Raw genomic sequence first — 17,506 nt, 5'->3', positions numbered from 1 at the left:
CTTACTCATGGAAATGGACTTAATCGATCGACTGATATAAATAGGCAGCAGCGCCAATGAGTCCTGGTTGGGGCTCAGTGATGAGATATAAAGGTGCCTGACTGACATAGTCTCTAAATCGACCTTTATGAGCATAACATTGATTAAATTTTTCAACATTCACGTGTTTGATAATACGAGGCATGATGCCTCCTGCAATATATACTCCGCCAAATGCGCCATTCATCAGCACAAGATCACCTAGAAATTGTGCGAGAATATCTAAGAAAAGTTCAGTGCTTTCAATACATAAAGGATCGCTTTTTTGTATAAATCCTTCAGTGATGTCTTTTGCATTGTAATTTTGAGCCGGTTGTTTTGCTTGAGCTGCTAGGGCCTGATAAATATTGACGATTCCCTGACCGGATAATAATCTTTCGATTGATACGCGCTCATGTTGGCTGAATAGATAGTTAAGGACTTGTATTTGCCGCTCAGTGGTAGGAGCGAAAGCAATATGGCCTCCTTCTCCGCTGATACAATGATAGTGATCTTTGATCGGAACAAGCTGAGCAATACCTAATCCCGTGCCTGGGCCGCAAACCATTTTAGGGGCATTATCTTGGCCTTTTGCCCCACTCATTTTGATGAGCTGCGAAGGCGTTAAATAGGGTAAAGACATGGCGATGGCATGATAATCATTAATGAGGTGGACGGTATTGATGTTGCAATGCTGTTCAATAGAGTGAGCTGAAAAACGCCAGTCCAAATTGGTCATTTTGACGTCTTCATTATCGTTTACAGCCCCTGCAATACAGATGCAAGCTTTATCGATAATCAGCTTATTCTCTTTAATATAATGATTAATGGCCGCTTCTAAAGAGGGAAACTCGGCACATTCAAAGGTTTGAATGTGCTTAATCTCACTTTGGTTAGCAAGAGCGATACGAATATTGGTGCCCCCAACATCGGCGACTAAATGATTTCGTTGCATAATTCTCTCTTTATTTCACATTTCAGCATTTAGGGTATTGGATTTAAGGTCTCGGATTTCATGAAGGATGGTGAATATGTTCATAGTCTGGTCACTATCTTCTGTCTGGAAACTTTTGTCATAACATATAGGTTATAAATTTAATAAAAATAACGTAAATTAATGATCATAGAATTGCTTAATAAAATCGCTTTTTTTAATAATCTAATTGATTTTTATTATAAAAAAATACTATCTAGCAATGAAATCTAATAACCTAATTGTTGTTTTTTTATCATGCCTATCTCGCTAATGCAATATTGAGTATTGTATTCAGATTGAACATTAATACTCTAGGTGCGTGGTTGACATTGAGTTTATGGGGGATGGAAAAATCCAGTGAGCGATGAATTTTGAGGTGTCTAGACTTAACCTCTTTAGCACTTGAGGTTATACTGACGGCGAATTATTATCTGTTGCGGTTACCCATAAATGACACAAGACGTTCAAAAAGAAGCATCATCAACGATATTAGCACTTGATACTTGTACTGAGTCTTGCTCTGTGGCGCTCATGACTGATGGTAGAGTCTACCAACAGCAAGTGGATGCACCTCGAGAGCACAGCCAGCGATTATTGCCTATGGTTGAGAGTGTATTAAATCAAGCTCAACTGAAAGTCAATAATATCGATTATATTGCCTATGGCCGAGGACCGGGGAGTTTTACGGGGATTCGTATTTGCACTAGCATGACTCAAGGTTTAGCGTTAGGCCTTGATGTGCCTGTTATTGGTATTTCAACCCTTGCCGCAATGGCACAAATAGCCATTGAAAAGGAAGCGGCTAAGCAAGTGTTTTGTGCTATTGATGCTCGAATGGGAGAAGTCTATTGGGGGCAGTTTATTGACGTTAATGGCATTGCGACTTTAGTGGGGGCAGAGCGAGTGAGTCGCCCTGAAGAAGTGGAGATACAATTGGATATCTCGGCCAGTATTGACTGCGCTGGAACGGGTTTTGATGCCTATCCTGAGTTGTTAAGGTTAAGTGATAACATGACGCTATGCGAGCAAGCTAAATTTCCTCAGGCGAGTGCCATGCTAGCGTTAGCAGAGTTTGGAATGAGAAAGGGCGATGCGACAAGTGTTGATGAATTAGCACCTGTTTATTTACGCGACACTGTGACATGGAAGAAACTACCAGGAAGAGAATAAGCATTTAATCCGACCTTAATTGACTTTGGAACACTTGACTTTAAAGCGCTCATGGGGGTTTTAAAGTCCAATGAATATTCATCCTAAACGTTATGCTTTTTATTGCTGCATAATCAAGGGCTCGATATCATTGATAAAATAAAGAGTCATTCTCATTAAATAGGAAATATAATGCGTCAATCTAAAATTCCAACAAAGGGGCGTTTTTTTATCGAGTTGTTTGTTGCCGTTATCGTGACACGTTTACCCTTTATCCAAATTCCGTTTAAATGGCTCGAGAGTTATTTTCATGAATTATCCCATGGTCTAGCAACGTTAATGACCGGCGGCTCCGTGAGCCATATTCAACTGTTTCCTAATGGCGCCGGTTTATGTTTTAGTCAAGGTGGTTGGCCGGTGATCATTGGTTTTAGTGGTTATTTTGGTGCCGCTCTTTGGGGATTTTTATTATTTATTTTAGCCACTTCTTCACGAGGGATCAGGGCCAGTTATGCGCTGTTAGGAGCGGGGGTATTACTCACTATCGCATTGTGGGGACGGGACCTTCTCACCATTATTATTTTGTTAGTGCTTGCGGCCTTGTTTTTATTGCCATTGAAATTAAATGGTAAAGCTTATTTTAATACTGGGCTTAGGATCATGGCCTTGATGATAATGCTCAACGCCCTTGCAAGTCCAACTTATTTATTAGGAATTGGTGGGCGTGGTGATGCGGCGATGTTAGCGTCACAAACCTGGATCCCTGCCTGGATTTGGGTGGCGATTTGGTTGCTATTTAGTGGTTGGATGCTGTTTTTAAGTTGGTGTCGAGTCCGTGATGTTAAGCGACTTTAATAGATAAGTGTGAAAGACTTGGCTTTTTATTGAGTGACTGTTATTTTGATGGTTTATTGAACGTCATGGAAGAAAGCATATGTTTTTAAATACCGTTTTGAATACCCAAGTGTTTCATTTGACACTGACCAATATGAAGAGGGCATTGAAGGTTCAGCGCTTGTCGCAGGCTTCGCTGTTAAGTGCGGGCTTACTCGTTGCTGGCATGAGCTTTTCTGCTATGAGTAGCAGCGAGTCAGACAATGTCAATGATCAACTATTAGCTGCAGTGAAGAGTGACTTTAGAACGCCCAGTAATATGGCTCGCGATGTTTATCGGCACCCTTTTGAAACTTTGATGTTTTTTGGCGTGAAACCCACAGATACTGTTATTGAACTGTGGCCGGGTGGTGGCTGGTATGCAGAAATATTGGCGCCATATTTAAATAAAAAAGGGCAATATGTTGGGGCTATTTTTGACAGTAACCCAAGCGATGAAACAAAGAAAAACGGTTATCGTGCGACATCGGCAAAAAAATTCAAAATATGGCTAGAAGACAGTAAAACTCAGACTTCTCAAGCTGAAGTGGTCACCTTTGATCCGCCAACGCATTATTCACTTGGATCAGACGATAGTGTAGATGTCGTACTCACTTTTAGAAATTTACATAATTGGGCCATGAAAGATTATTTATTACCTGTGTTTCAATCGGCTTTTAACGTATTAAAACCCGGGGGGACTTTTGGGGTCGTTGAGCACAGAGGTAAAGAGGGCATGTTAGCCAGTAGTGGTTATATGGAGCAAGATGAAGTGGTCGCCTTAGCGAAGAAAGTGGGCTTTACCTTAGTGGCCAGCTCTGAGGTGAATGCCAACTTAGCTGATATGAAAGATTACCCTCATGGTGTTTGGAGTCTGCCGCCGACATTAAAAGGGGGGGATACGAATAAACAACAATATTTGGATATTGGTGAGAGTGATAGAATGACGTTAAAGTTCATCAAGCCGAATCGTTAGGTTAATATTATTTTACTGGTCGTTAATGGGGATACGTTTTAGTCTTGCTTTAATCATGTTTTAATGCCGAAAATGTGTAGACATTAAAGATTGAATAAAGAGTATGATTTATACCCGTGATACTTGAAGATGCAGGATTCAGCTGGAATTAAAAGCCTTTTAGACAAGGCTTTGAACGGCGTACCTAGTGATTCTAAGCTGGTGTTCAGTAACGCAGAATAAAAGGCTTTGCTCTTACATATAAAGAGGCCAGCCCCTTGGGAGTCTGTAAAATCACCTACTTCTGCGTTGCATCACCTTAAAAGGCAATAAGCATTCCTGTAATAATACGCCTTGAATTAGGCACTTTTACAGGCTCTGAAAACATGCGCCTTCAAGTATCACGGGTATCGCCATGGTTTATGGCGATGTTGTGCTCTTTGTTTTTGTCTAAAACTAAAGATTAAGTAAGGGGTGATATGAGTGTTGATTTGAACGTTGAGCATGAGGAGGTTCAAATTAAATTGCCTCATTTGTGCTTGTCTGGAAGGTTATGGGGGCGAGCAGATAAACCTTTGCTGTTGGCTTTGCATGGTTGGTTAGATAATGCGAATAGTTTTGAGCCTCTTGCGACTCATTTGAACGATTTTCAAGTGTTAGCTATCGATTGGCCAGGCCATGGATATTCCGATCATCATCCTGGGTATTACCCTTTGCATTGGGTTGACTATATTTTTGATTTACAGGTACTGCTTTCATATCTTGAACACAGAACAATACCTGTCGCTATTGTGGGGCATTCATTAGGAGGAATAGTCGCTTCCGCTTTTACTGCTGCTTTTCCAGATAAAGTCAATAAGCTTATTTTAATCGAAGCCTTGGCGCCTATTTTTGAATCGGCGAAGAAAAATAAAGCCAGATTAAACAAAAGCTTTAAAGCTTATCAAACTTACCTTGCCAACAAAGAGAAAGCAGCCAGTGTTTATGATAATGTAGAGATAGCAGTGGATGCGAGACATAAATTAACGGGGTTAGATAGGTCTTGGTGTGCCTTATTGACTCAACGCAATATGGTTCAAAATGACAATGGAGTGAGTTGGCGTAGCGATCCACGGTTGAGGTTAGATTCTCCCACTCGTTTGAGTTTTGAACAAGTTGATGCCTTGATGCAAAATCACAGCAGCCAAACGTTATTGATCACTGGGCAGGACGGGTATTCAGCATTACAAACCGCGTTGCCTCAGGCTAAGAAATGGTTTAATCAGTTATCGACAGTACATTTGAGGGGGGATCACCATCTTCATATGGGAAATGCGGCTGAAGTAGCTAAAGCTATTACGGATTTCATTAACAAAAGATAGAAAACGATATCTCTTGCACTGTGCAGATTTTATGAATGGATATTTTTCTTTAATGTCTTTCGTATGTAAATTTTGACTAGGTTTTTTGTTTCATTTATGTGATGATGTTCAAAAAATTAAACGCTTGTATGATTTTTATCACTGGCAATATAAATGCAATCATTAAGCCTGTTTATAAACGTGTGTAATACGTTTGATGACTAGGCTTTTGTTGTACTGCTTTCATCATATTGAAGGCATGAGGAGAAAGTTTTGGATCAGCCTTGGATTAATAATTTACCTGATGATGTACCTGCCGAAATAAACGTTAATGATTACGCGTCACTGGTTGACTTATTTGAAAGCTCAGCGACTAAATATGCGGACCAAGCAGCTTTTGTCAATATGGGGGCAAGTTTAACCTATCGTAAATTAGAAGAACGTAGCCGTGCGTTTGCTGCCTATTTGCAAAACGAATTAACATTAAGCAAAGGTGACAGAGTGGCGATTATGATGCCAAATTTATTGCAATATCCCATTGCTTTATTTGGTATTTTAAGGGCTGGAATGGTTGTCGTGAATGTCAATCCTTTGTATACGCCGCGAGAATTACAGCATCAGTTAAATGATTCAGGTGCGAAAGCCATTGTTGTTGTGTCTAATTTTGCACACACTTTAGATAAGGTCGTGAAAAAGACCCAAGTAGAAAGTGTTGTATTAACGGGTTTAGGGGATTTACTGAGTGCGCCAAAGCGGACATTAGTGAACTTTGTGGTTAAATACGTGAAAAAAATGGTGCCTAAATACCATTTACCCCATGCTATTTCGATGCGCCAATCTTTATCGAAAGGCCGCAGAATGCAGTATGTGAAACCGCATATTGATGCGTCCGATCTTGCTTTTTTACAATATACGGGTGGCACGACTGGGGTGTCTAAAGGAGCCATGCTGACTCATGGCAATGTTGTTAGTAATGTTTTACAAGCCGATGCGGCTTACTCTCCTTTATTGAATAACGGTGAAGAGTTTGTGGTGACGGCCTTACCGCTCTATCATATTTTTGCTCTGACAGTAAATTGTTTGTTATTTATACATAAAGGGGCGAATAATTTATTGATCACGAATCCGAGGGATCTGCCGGCTTTTATTAGTGAATTGAAAAAATACCCGATCACAGCGCTAACAGGCGTAAACACCTTATTTAATGCGCTAGTGAACTCAAAGGATTTTTCTGACTTAGACTTTTCGACCTTAAAGCTCTCTATAGGGGGCGGGATGGCGGTACAGCGTGCTGTGGCCGAGAAGTGGCAGAATATCACTCATACACGTCTGCTTGAAGGTTATGGATTAACGGAAGCGTCGCCGTTAGTGACTTGTTGTCCTTATAATTTAGAGGGTTACAATAGTTCTATTGGTTTTCCTGTGGCCATGACTGATGTGCAGGTTCGCAGCGATGAAGGCAGTATATTGTCTCAAGGCGAAGTGGGTGAAATATTTGCCAAAGGGCCGCAAGTGATGAAAGGCTATTGGCAACGTCCAGAAGAGACTCAAAAGGTGATAGATGAAACGGGTTATTTAGCCACTGGCGATATTGGTTACATGGATGAAAAAGGCTTTTTCTATATTGTTGATCGTAAAAAAGACATGATTTTAGTCTCTGGTTTTAATGTTTTCCCCAATGAAATTGAAGATGTCGTGGCCATGCATGCCAGTGTGATTGAAGTCGCTGCAGTCGGCGTTCCCCATGAGGTTTCTGGTGAAGCGGTCAAAGTGTTTGTGGTGAAAAATGATGAAGCCCTAACATCTGAAGATGTTATTGAGCATTGCCGAAGTCATTTAACGGGCTATAAAGTGCCTAAATGGGTGGAGTTTAGAAAGGAGCTGCCTAAGTCTAATGTGGGCAAAATATTGCGCCGAGAGTTAAGAGACGAGCAAAAAAACTGAATCTGTTCTTTCTTGTGTTAAGATAACACAAGCATGAAATAAGCTGGCATAGGTCGGCTTTTTTATTTGAAGCAGATTTTGGAGAAGATATTGTTAGCGTTTGAGTATATAGATAATAATGTGAGCCTTGAAGCGTTGGTCAAGCAGTATGAGCAAGCAGATTTATTGGTATTGGACACAGAATTTGTGCGTACTCGCACTTATTATGCAAAATTAGGGCTTATTCAAGCTTATGATGGTAAAACATTAGCGCTTATCGATCCTTTGGCTGTGACGAATTTATCTGTTTTCTGGGCGTTACTCACTCAGTCTAATTTGATTAAAGTGCTGCACTCTTGCAGTGAAGACTTGGATGTGTTTGCGCACTATGCTCAATGTCAGCCCGCTCCCCTTTTTGACAGCCAAATTGGTGCCAGTTTGGCGGGGTTTGGGCATAGTTTAGGCTATGCCAAATTAGTCGAGCAACTCTTATCGGTGAGTTTAGATAAAGGGGAGTCACGCACCGATTGGTTGAAGCGACCTCTGTCGCAAGCTCAATTAGACTATGCTGCGAACGATGTGTATTACTTATATGAGCTTTATCCTCAGTTAATTGAAAAACTGCGAAGCATGTCTCGTTTAGATTGGGTTATGGCTGAAAGTGAGCGAATAACGCAAAATCGATTAACGCCTGTTGAGCCTGCTGAAGCCTATTTAAAAGTGAAGAATGCTTTTCAGTTGTTGCCTAAACAATTAGCCTGTTTACGGGATTTGGCTAAATGGCGTTTGGATCTGGCATTAAAGAGAGATATGGCTGTAGGGTTTGTGATAAAAGATCATGCGTTGATCACGCTATCTAAAAAGCAACCTCAAAATATGGCTCAACTCGCTAAATTGACTGATTTAACAGAACAAGAAAAGCGCGTTCATGGCAGAAAAATCCTTGAGATCATTAGTCAGGTGAGCTTTGATTCTGTGCCAGAACCAATCGATGTCATTGCGCTTAAAACAGGCTATAAATCGGCCTTTAAAACCATTAAACAAGTCTTAGTCACTCAGGCTGAGTCGGCTCAAGTTCCCATAGAACTCCTTGGGTCAAAGCGTCATATTCATGAATATTTACGTTGGTTATGGGACGGAAAAAAAGGGGATTTGCCGTTAATATTGACAGGGTGGAGAGCAGATATTGTTGGTGAACACCTTAATGAGATCGGTGTTTAATCTATTGCTTTTACTTCTTATTCTCATATGGACACATATGAGAATAAGAACATGATGTACTAGCTTTGTGGCTCGGGTAAGGTTACATTTAACTCAAGCACTGAGAGTTTTTCATCATTTTGATCCAGTTGTACCGATATTTGATCCGGGCCAACGTTTACGTACTTTCTGATCACTTCTATAATTTCTTTTTTCATTTCAGGAAAATAGTCTGGAGCGTCCCTTTCTCCACGTTGATGTGCAACGATGATCTGGAGACGCTCTTTGGCGGTTGCTGCTGTATTCACTTTTTTGTCACTTTTAAAATAATCGAGTAAAGACATAGTTAATTACCAAGAAGTTAGTATCCAAAGTTAGTTACCAAAAATGCGCTTTAAAAAGCCTTTTTTCTCTTCGGTAATAAATCGTAATGCCACTTCTTCACCGAGAAGGCGAGCGACGCTATCACTGTAAGCGATACCGGCATCGCTCTCTTCATCCAAAATCACAGGGATCCCTGAATTGGATGCTTTTAACACAGATTGAGACTCAGGAATGACACCTAATAGGGGGATTGCTAAGATTTCTTCGACATCGGCAACGCTCAACATTTCCCCACTGTTGACTCTGTCTGGCGCGTAGCGTGTGAGGAGCAATAGCTCTTTCACCGGTTCTAAACCTTGTTCTGCACGTCTGGATTTACTTTGTAACATGCCTAAAATCCGATCGGAATCGCGTACTGAACTGACTTCGGGGTTGGTGGTGACAATGGCAAGATCGGCATAATATAAGGCCATCATTGCCCCATTTTCTATTCCCGCAGGGGAATCGCAAATGACATATTCAAATTGCTCTGTGAGCAAGTCTAAGACTTTCCCAACCCCTTCTTTTGTTAGTGCATTTTTATCTCGCGTTTGTGACGCAGGAAGAATGTACAGGTTTGCACAGCGTTTATCTTTGATCAATGCTTGATTGAGATTGGCTTCTTCATTGATGACATTAACAAAGTCGTAAACGACGCGTCGTTCACAACCCATAATGAGATCAAGGTTTCTTAATCCAATATCAAAATCAATCACGACAGTCCTATGTCCTTTTAGGGCTAATCCTGTTGCAATGGCAGCACTTGAGGTGGTTTTACCCACACCGCCTTTGCCTGAGGTGACAACAATAATTTGTGTCATGTGTTTACTATCCTTTTAATCTGTCGGTTGTTAAAGTGATAAATTATCGGCAGTTAAGGTATTCCCTTGTAAGCGAATACATGCACTTTGCGAAGTGATATTGTGCTGAAGGTTTTCCGTTAACCAATATTGACCGGCAATGGAGACTAATTCAGCTTCAATTTTTTTCGCAATGATAACGGCATGTTTGTCACCAGCGGCACCCGCCATGGCTTTGCCTCTTAATGTACCATAGACGTGTATGCTACCATCTGCAATGACCTCAGCACCATTGCCAACGGCGCCTATGATGATTAAATCACCACCTTTTGTGTAAATTTGTTGTCCTGAGCGAATATTTCGCTGAATAACCTTGGTGGTTTTAGGTAATTGAGGTTGATTGAGACTTTGTTTGCCTGATTTGACAATGGCTAACCCAAGCGTTTTGGCCTGTTCAATCAGCTCTGGAATGGCGGCGGTGATGCCGACAATGATTAATTGCCGTTGAGTGAGGATGTGTTTGAGTTTGGCAAGATCAAATAAGGGATCGGTAATGAGCTCGATATTTATCACTAAAGGCGCACCGATAAAAAATTGTGGCGCAATAGCAAGTTTATTATCAAGTTCAGCCGTGAGTCTGCTCATATCTTGATGCTTAATATGAAGGACTGACAGCGTAAAGGATGCGCCCTTTAATTCTAGGCTTGGTGTATACATTCCTGCTTTACTCTTTACAAATGATCAACTTTACGTCGATAAGCATTAAATTCCGATCAGTCCATGTTATAGTGTCAGTAATTAGCTGGCAAGTTGAATTGTTTGGAAATTGAGCCTGATATGATCTGTGCAGTATATAAAAGTAGTCGTAAGCAAGAAACTTACTTATTTATTGAAAAACGTGATGATTTTACAAAAGTTCCCGATGCCTTAATGGCTATGTTTGGTACGCCGATTTTAGTGATGATGTTGCCTTTAAGCAAACGCGATCATTTAGGATTTGCTGATATTGAAAAGGTGAAAAGTGAGTTAGTGGATAAAGGGTTTTATTTGCAGCTGCCTCCTCCTGTTGAAAATTTGCTCGAAGCCCATAAAACAGACATTGGCTATAATCCCGATTAATCGCATTTTGCCTTAGACCATAGACCATAGACCATAGAGCAATATCGTTATGCTATACCCGTGATACTTCAAGCTGCAGGATTCAGCTGGAATGAAAAGCCTTTTAGACAAGGCATTGAACATCGAGCCTAGTCATTCTAAGCCGATGTTTAATAACACAGTATAAAAGGCCTTGCTTTTACATATAAAGAGGCCAGCCCTTTGGGAGTGTGTAAAAGCACCGACTTCTGCGTTGTATCATCTTAAAAGGCAATAAGCATTTCGGCAATAATACGCCTTGAATTAGGCACTTTTACGCGCTCTGAAAACATGTATCTTGAAGTATCACGGGTATAACGATATTGCCTCAAGTTTTCTCCCCCTCTTTTCTTCTTCATTTAAGCAATGCGTTTAATCGTCCCTGATGTTGAGATTGTTGTCAATTATGATGCTGTAGTGGCTGCAATTTGAAAGTTTTTTACTAACACGTTAGCGATGTTGTAGCCCAAGTATAAGTAGTTTTGTAGATCTGGATGGACGTTATTATTGTACCCCAACACTGGGATAATGGATCCTGCGATGCTGATATGGCTTTTTGGATCATTGATGAGCACATCATGGGTTAAGCTGGGTGCTGAGGGGCTAACATTCTTATTTTGAATATAGCGATTATAGGTTAGATCGGCGCAACCATCTTTGGTGAACATTTTACAGGCACCACTGTTTGTAACAGGTGTGATAGGCGATACAATATGAAAGAGTGTATTGGTGCTGTTAGGATTTAAGTTTGCAGGCAAGGTGCGGGTAATAAAATGAAGTAGATCGCTTTTAAGTTCATTAAACGTATCGAATCCAAGCATAATGTCATTAGTGCCCGCTAAAGTGATCGCAAAAATATTAGCTTTATCAGGCAATGGTGTTTTCGCTTGTTGAAAAAGTGATGCAATGGGGAATGGGCAATTGTGCGTGCTATTACACAAGGTATAACCTTGATTGGCAAAATAAGGGGCTTTGACAGTGATGGTTTTACCATTGCTATCTGTTGCCTGAGTGTCGGTGAAGTAATCGATTCCTGGGGCCGCTTGGTTATTAGGATTGGTTCCAAATGGGTTTGGAGTTGTGTTGCCTAAGAATTTAATAGCATGTAATTGATTATTTCTGTCGATATAGTGGATCTTTTTAGACCTTGCATCGCATTGAAAATGACTGGCAATCGAGGTGGAGGGATCATTATTGACCGTTTGCGCAGGTGCCGTGGGATCAGTGGTAAAAGTGATGGATAAATAGGGATCGCACATCAGTTGTACCAGTGCTTCTCTATACCCTCCTGGAGCAAAAGTGGTGTTACTGACAAAAAGACTTTGATAAGTTTGTTTTGCTTTTAGCTTTCCTTGAATGATGGCATTTGAATAAGTGTAATTATCAAGGCTCTGTTGATTATTACCGTCGACACCCGCTGTGATAGAGTCGCCAATGGAAGCGATATAATAGGGGCTTGTACTTGCAAGGGCCGTTAAGTGAGTCAATGAACCAATCAATAGAAGCCAATAGGCAATCATTTTTTTGATGGGTGATACCCTGAATGAAAGTGTCATGTTCTTCCTTATTATTATTTGATGTTTGCTGATTTTATTATTATAGATTTATTGTTAATTTATATTGAGTTACAGCGTAATTGACAATCAAGTTTGCGATTATCCTTGTTGCTGAGGGTAAGTAAAAATATCGTACTTTGTCTATTCTTTTCAGGTTAATTTAATTTCATTTCAAACAGCCTAAAATAAGTTTATTTCATTTTAAATGAGTGAGTTATTCATTTACTGTTTTCTGTTGAATGGGATGCGATGTAAACCTTTCTCAAACTTAAATGATTAAATTTAAACGTTTTTTTGAATGAGCTTTATATTGTGGAATATGTTGACACTTAGTGAGGCATAATCGATATCATTTTAGTCGTTTGTTGCTTGTGTATCAGTAATTTTTACTGACTTTGTGTAAAACACCCTGCTAAAAATCAAATTTTCAACAATACTAATATTACTCACATTTCTATAGCCACTCATCAGAGTGTTTATGTTGTGAAATGTCAACTCCCACTCATTTGTAAAGAGTTGCCATGATGAAGATGACAAAGAAAGATTTGGTTTGGATTATTTCATTGCTTTTGCTAACGGGTTGCAGTCTAGGTGTGCTTGATTCCAAGGGGCAGGTGGGGAAAGATGAGGGAGCATTAATTATTACTGCGACCTTGTTGATGCTCATTGTTGTTATTCCTGTGATTGTTATGACCTTTGTATTTGCATGGAAATATCGTGAGCATAATGAAAAGTCAACCTATGCACCTGATTGGGCCCATTCAACTAAAATAGAGGCCTTCGTTTGGGGGATCCCTTTTCTTATTATCTTGGTTTTAGCCATTATTACTTGGCGAACAACCCATGAACTTGACCCGTATAAGCCGTTGAACAGCGATGCTGAGCCGATTGTCATTGAAGTTATTGCGCTCGATTGGAAGTGGTTGTTTATCTATCCTAAATTTGGCATTGCAACGGTTAATCATATCGAAATCCCCATTGATGTGCCGATTGCTTTTAAGATCACCTCAGATGCGCCGATGAATTCATTTTTTATTCCCAAACTGGGTGGACAAATTTATGCCATGTCAGGTATGCAAACCCAGTTACATTTAATTGCCAATGAAACAGGCACGTTTAGAGGTATGTCTGCCAATATTAGTGGTGAAGGCTTCTCTGATATGACATTTACCACCACCTCAACCTCTGGAAAAGGCTTTAAAGATTGGGTGAACAGCGTTAGGCAATCGCAGCTAAAACTTAATAAAGCACAATATAATAAATTAAGTAATAAGAGTGAAAATCATCCGATACAGTATTTTTCATATGTTGAGCCGCGATTATTTGAAGCTGTGATTGAAAAATACATGTTGCCAGGTAAACAGAATGCGGATCGCAAATTTATTTTAAGGCAGGATTAACTATGCTAGGGAAATTAACTTGGGACGCTGTCCCCTGGGATAACGGCATTGTGATGGGCGCCGTTTCATTTATGGCTGCTGTGGTCATTGTATTGGCATTAATTGTGACGCGATACGGTAAGTGGCGCTACCTTTGGAGTGAATGGTTTACGACTATCGATCATAAAAAAATAGGCATCATGTACATTCTTGTGGGATTCGTCATGATGTTAAGGGGTTTTAGCGATGCGATTATGATGCGTTCGCAACTCGCTTTAGCGGCCAGTGACCCAGGTTACTTACCTCCTGAACATTACGATCAAATCTTTACTGCTCATGGCGTGATCATGATTTTCTTTGTGGCAATGCCTTTGGTGATTGGGTTTATTAATATTGTGGTACCGCAGCAAATTGGTGCGAGAGATGTGGCATTTCCTTTCATGAATTCGTTGAGTTTCTGGCTGTTTTTTGTGGGCATGGCGTTAGTGAATATGTCTTTAGGGATAGGGGACTTTGCGCGAACAGGTTGGTTGGCGTATCCGCCATTATCAGGCATTGCCAATAGTCCGGGCGTGGGAGTGGATTATTATATTTGGAGTTTGCAAATTGCCGGTATTGGTACTTTGATGACTGGGATTAACTTCTTTGTCACGATTATGAAAATGCGCTGCCCAGGCATGACTTTGATGCGAATGCCCATTTTTACTTGGACTGCCTTATGCACTAATATTCTGATTATTGCTGCCTTTCCTGTATTAACGGTGACGTTAGCACTATTGACTCTAGATAGGTATTTAGGTTTTCATTTTTTTACCGCGACGGCGGGTGGCGATCAAATGATGTATGTTAATTTGATTTGGATTTGGGGTCATCCTGAAGTCTATATTCTCATTCTGCCAGCTTTTGGTGTCTTCTCTGAAGTGGTACCAACTTTCACCCATAAAAAGTTATTTGGTTATACCTCTATGGTGTATGCCACGGCGGTGATCACGGTTCTTTCCTTTAGTGTTTGGTTACATCATTTTTTTACTATGGGCTCAGGGGCGAATGTGAATGCCTTTTTTGGTATTGCGACGATGATCATTGCCATTCCAACTGGGGTTAAAATATTTAATTGGCTATTTACGATCTACCGTGGGCGATTACAAATGAATTTGCCTATTATGTGGACCTTAGCGTTTTTATCAACATTTACTATAGGGGGAATGACAGGCGTATTACTGTCAGTACCTGGTGCTGATTTCCTGTTGCATAACAGCTTATTTCTTATTGCGCATTTTCATAATGTCATTATTGGTGGGGTCGTGTTTGGCATGTTTGCCGGATACAGCTATTGGTTTCCTAAGTCATTTGGTTTTACGCTTGATGAAAAGTGGGGTAAGCGCGGGTTTTGGTTATGGGTGATAGGGTTCTATTTGGCTTTTATTCCTTTATATGCACTTGGATTTATGGGCATGACCAGACGTCTTAATCACTATGATATTGATACAGGGTGGCAGCCTTTACTTTTAGTGGCGATGGCGGGTGCCGTATCCATTCTACTAGGGATTATATGTCAAGCTATTCAATTGTATGTGAGCATTCGCGATCGCGAGCTAAACCGTGATACAACAGGGGATCCTTGGAATGCAAGAACATTAGAGTGGTCAACCAGTTCTCCGCCAGCCTTGTATAATTTTCCTTTTACTCCAGTGGTTGATGATATCGATGCTTTTTGGAAAGAAAAGCAAGAAAATTCTGTGAGGCCGAAGGAGACACGCCCTTATGTGGATATTCATATGCCACGAAATACGGGAGCCGGATTCATTATGTCAGCCTTTGCGCTTGTTTTTGGTTTTGCCATGATTTGGCATATTTGGTGGCTGGCTTGCGTAGGAATAATGGGTATTTTTGTGGCCTTCATTCATCGGTGCTTTGAAAAGGATGTGGATTACTATATACCTGCGGCTGAAGTTGAAGCCATTGAAAAGCTAAGGAGTCATAATGTCTAGTACTGTAATGGAGCCCCATGTTGAAGAGCTGGACGAGCATTCGATAACCGTTTTTGGTTTTTGGATTTACATCATGAGTGATTGTATTTTATTTGCGACCTTGTTCGCCACTCATGCTGTTTTGATGCCTAATTTTTTTGGGGGGCCGACTCCCAAAGAACTTTTTTCAATGCCATTTGTATTGGTGGAAACTTTTCTGTTATTAACCAGCAGTTTTACATATGGCTTGGCGATGTTGGCGATGCATCGAAATAAATCGACTCAAGTTATTCAATGCTTGGTGATTACTTTTTTGTTGGGGGTGGGCTTTATTTCGATGGAACTCTATGAGTTTCATGGACTCATCACAGAAGGTAATGGATGGCATAGAAGTGCTTCTATTTCTAGCTTTTTTGGCTTGGTGGCGACTCATGGCTTTCATGTGACAATGGGATTAATTTGGATGTTAGTGCTCATGTGGAGTGTTTGGCATGCCAATTTGACTAAGCAAGTGAAAACACGACTGACTTGTCTAGGTTTATTCTGGCATTTTCTCGATATTATTTGGATTTGTGTGTTTACCGTGGTTTATTTGATGGGAGCAATAGCAAAATGAATCAATCAAAGGTTACCAGTAGTGGGGCTGATCATGGGACTTATGCTTCTTATATTACTGGATTTATTTTATCCATTCTGTTGACCATTATTCCTTACTATATTGTTGTTTATTTGGACATTTCTACAGGGGTTAAAACTATCTCCATAGTATTACTTGCATTAGCGCAGTTGTTTGTGCAATTGGTTTTCTTTTTACATTTGAATACGCGATCTGAAAAAGGATGGAATTTTCTGTCATTTATTTTCACTATGTTAGTGGTCATTATACTCATTGGAGGCTCTCTTTGGATCATGTATCATCTTCGTGTCAACATGATGCTATGAAACTGAAATCATTCGTATCGATAACAAAACCAGGCATTATTTTAGGCAATTTAATTACCGTTCTTGGCAGTTTTTTTTTAGCTCAACATGCTGTGTTCAATTTTGGGGTATTAATATTACTCTTAGTGGGAATAAGCTTTGTCATTGCGTCGGGGTGTGTATTTAACAATATCATCGATAGTGATATTGATGCGTTGATGGCAAGAACGGCTGATCGCGTCTTAGTGAAAGGGTTAATATCAGAGCGAGCGGCGTTTCGTTTCGGACTGACTCTAGGGGGGATGGGTTTTTTATGCCTGCTTAGCATTAATTTATTGAGTTTTTTATTTGGTGTTATCGGTTGGTTTTTCTATGTCGTCATTTATAGCTTGTGGGCTAAGAGACAATCTGTGTATGGCACGTTTATTGGCAGTGTTTCTGGGGCAATGCCAATGGCAGTTGGCTACAGTGCTGGCAGTAATCATATTGATTCTGGATTAATTTTATTAGTGTTGATTAGTATTTCGTGGCAGATACCCCATTCTTATGTAATTGGTTTAGTCAGAAGTGATGATTATATCAAAGCCAACATTCCACTGTTCTCTGTTTTACATCATGATAAAAAAGTAAAACGTCATTGTGTTATGTATATTGTTACTTTTACCATATTGTGTTCGCTATTATATTTTCAAGGTTATACGGGGTTGTTCTACTTGATCATTATGATGTTATTGTGTGTGTATTGGTTATACTTATCGTTAAAGGGGTTTTATACTTCAAATATCAAATCCTGGGCGAAAAGTATGTTTCTTTTTTCCATTGTTATTATCTCATCTTTTAGCGCGCTCATTGGCTTTAATTATTAACTTCATTGTAATATCTGTTTTCTCACCTGACTTTTAATTTTACTTATGTATTTTTTTAGTTGATTAAATTTTATTTTAAT

General features: G+C 40.0%; 18 protein-coding genes. 12 read left to right on the top strand and 6 right to left on the bottom strand.

Annotated elements, in window-relative coordinates:
• Positions 1-19: 19 nt before the first annotated feature.
• Positions 20-973: a glucokinase gene (glk, locus tag Q0779_RS18920; RefSeq protein ID WP_298775049.1), complete on the bottom strand. Its 954-nt coding sequence runs from the start codon at positions 971-973 to the stop codon at positions 20-22.
• Between the two features lie 471 nt (positions 974-1,444).
• Between glk and tsaB the strand changes: the two genes are divergently transcribed.
• The 6 genes from tsaB to rnd all read left to right on the top strand — a co-directional run bounded on the left by tsaB (position 1,445) and on the right by rnd (position 8,455).
• Positions 1,445-2,164: a tRNA (adenosine(37)-N6)-threonylcarbamoyltransferase complex dimerization subunit type 1 TsaB gene (gene tsaB / locus Q0779_RS18915; RefSeq protein WP_298775047.1), complete on the top strand. Its 720-nt coding sequence runs from the start codon at positions 1,445-1,447 to the stop codon at positions 2,162-2,164.
• A gap of 171 nt (positions 2,165-2,335) precedes the next feature.
• On the top strand, positions 2,336-2,998 hold the full coding sequence (locus tag Q0779_RS18910) for a M50 family metallopeptidase (RefSeq protein WP_298775044.1): 663 nt from the start codon (positions 2,336-2,338) through the stop codon (positions 2,996-2,998).
• Between the two features lie 205 nt (positions 2,999-3,203).
• Positions 3,204-3,992: a methyltransferase gene (locus Q0779_RS18905; RefSeq protein ID WP_298775079.1), complete on the top strand. Its 789-nt coding sequence runs from the start codon at positions 3,204-3,206 to the stop codon at positions 3,990-3,992.
• A 458-nt stretch (positions 3,993-4,450) separates the two neighbouring features.
• Positions 4,451-5,332, top strand: coding sequence for an alpha/beta hydrolase (locus tag Q0779_RS18900; RefSeq protein ID WP_298775041.1), 882 nt, complete (start codon positions 4,451-4,453; stop codon positions 5,330-5,332).
• 252 nt (positions 5,333-5,584) lie between these two features.
• Positions 5,585-7,255, top strand: coding sequence for a long-chain-fatty-acid--CoA ligase FadD (gene fadD / locus Q0779_RS18895; protein ID WP_298775040.1), 1,671 nt, complete (start codon positions 5,585-5,587; stop codon positions 7,253-7,255).
• A gap of 90 nt (positions 7,256-7,345) precedes the next feature.
• Positions 7,346-8,455 (top strand): ribonuclease D, encoded by a 1,110-nt coding sequence (rnd, locus tag Q0779_RS18890; RefSeq protein WP_298775037.1) that lies wholly within the window; start codon positions 7,346-7,348, stop codon positions 8,453-8,455.
• A gap of 59 nt (positions 8,456-8,514) precedes the next feature.
• Here rnd and minE read toward each other — a convergent pair whose 3' ends face one another.
• The 3 genes from minE to minC are packed head-to-tail and all read right to left on the bottom strand — an operon-like array spanning position 8,515 to position 10,314.
• Entirely contained in the window at positions 8,515-8,778 is a 264-nt protein-coding gene (minE, locus tag Q0779_RS18885) for a cell division topological specificity factor MinE (protein WP_298775036.1), read from the bottom strand.
• 30 nt (positions 8,779-8,808) lie between these two features.
• The gene (minD, locus tag Q0779_RS18880) at positions 8,809-9,618 is read right to left on the bottom strand and encodes a septum site-determining protein MinD (protein WP_298775034.1); all 810 of its coding nucleotides are present in this window, start codon (positions 9,616-9,618) and stop codon (positions 8,809-8,811) included.
• A gap of 30 nt (positions 9,619-9,648) precedes the next feature.
• Positions 9,649-10,314, bottom strand: a complete 666-nt coding sequence (minC, locus tag Q0779_RS18875) for a septum site-determining protein MinC (protein WP_298775033.1) — start codon at positions 10,312-10,314, stop codon at positions 9,649-9,651.
• Positions 10,315-10,434: 120 nt separating this feature from the next.
• Here minC and Q0779_RS18870 point away from each other — a divergent pair, with 120 nt between their 5' ends.
• The gene (locus tag Q0779_RS18870; protein ID WP_298775031.1) at positions 10,435-10,716 is read left to right on the top strand and encodes a YcgL domain-containing protein; all 282 of its coding nucleotides are present in this window, start codon (positions 10,435-10,437) and stop codon (positions 10,714-10,716) included.
• A gap of 242 nt (positions 10,717-10,958) precedes the next feature.
• Here Q0779_RS18870 and Q0779_RS18865 read toward each other — a convergent pair whose 3' ends face one another.
• Positions 10,959-11,093, bottom strand: coding sequence for a hypothetical protein (locus Q0779_RS18865; RefSeq protein ID WP_298775029.1), 135 nt, complete (start codon positions 11,091-11,093; stop codon positions 10,959-10,961).
• A gap of 45 nt (positions 11,094-11,138) precedes the next feature.
• Positions 11,139-12,290 (bottom strand): hypothetical protein, encoded by a 1,152-nt coding sequence (locus tag Q0779_RS18860; RefSeq protein ID WP_298775027.1) that lies wholly within the window; start codon positions 12,288-12,290, stop codon positions 11,139-11,141.
• 521 nt (positions 12,291-12,811) lie between these two features.
• On the opposite strand from Q0779_RS18860, the gene cyoA reads away from it, so the two are divergent.
• The 5 genes from cyoA to cyoE are packed head-to-tail and all read left to right on the top strand — an operon-like array spanning position 12,812 to position 17,426.
• Positions 12,812-13,690, top strand: coding sequence for a ubiquinol oxidase subunit II (gene cyoA / locus Q0779_RS18855; RefSeq protein WP_298775025.1), 879 nt, complete (start codon positions 12,812-12,814; stop codon positions 13,688-13,690).
• A 2-nt stretch (positions 13,691-13,692) separates the two neighbouring features.
• Positions 13,693-15,660: a cytochrome o ubiquinol oxidase subunit I gene (cyoB, locus tag Q0779_RS18850; protein ID WP_298775024.1), complete on the top strand. Its 1,968-nt coding sequence runs from the start codon at positions 13,693-13,695 to the stop codon at positions 15,658-15,660.
• The gene (gene cyoC, locus Q0779_RS18845) at positions 15,653-16,255 is read left to right on the top strand and encodes a cytochrome o ubiquinol oxidase subunit III (protein WP_298775022.1); all 603 of its coding nucleotides are present in this window, start codon (positions 15,653-15,655) and stop codon (positions 16,253-16,255) included. Before cyoB ends, cyoC begins: the two co-directional genes overlap by 8 nt.
• Positions 16,252-16,581: a cytochrome o ubiquinol oxidase subunit IV gene (gene cyoD, locus Q0779_RS18840; RefSeq protein WP_298775020.1), complete on the top strand. Its 330-nt coding sequence runs from the start codon at positions 16,252-16,254 to the stop codon at positions 16,579-16,581. Before cyoC ends, cyoD begins: the two co-directional genes overlap by 4 nt.
• A complete protein-coding gene (cyoE, locus tag Q0779_RS18835; protein WP_298775018.1) occupies positions 16,578-17,426 on the top strand; it encodes a heme o synthase in 849 nt (282 codons plus the stop codon). Before cyoD ends, cyoE begins: the two co-directional genes overlap by 4 nt.
• Positions 17,427-17,506 lie beyond the last annotated feature (80 nt).

Origin of the sequence: uncultured Shewanella sp. (assembly GCF_947491715.1) — a bacterium.
Lineage (GTDB): Bacteria > Pseudomonadota > Gammaproteobacteria > Enterobacterales > Shewanellaceae > Shewanella.
This window is presented reverse-complemented; position numbering and strand designations above follow the sequence as displayed.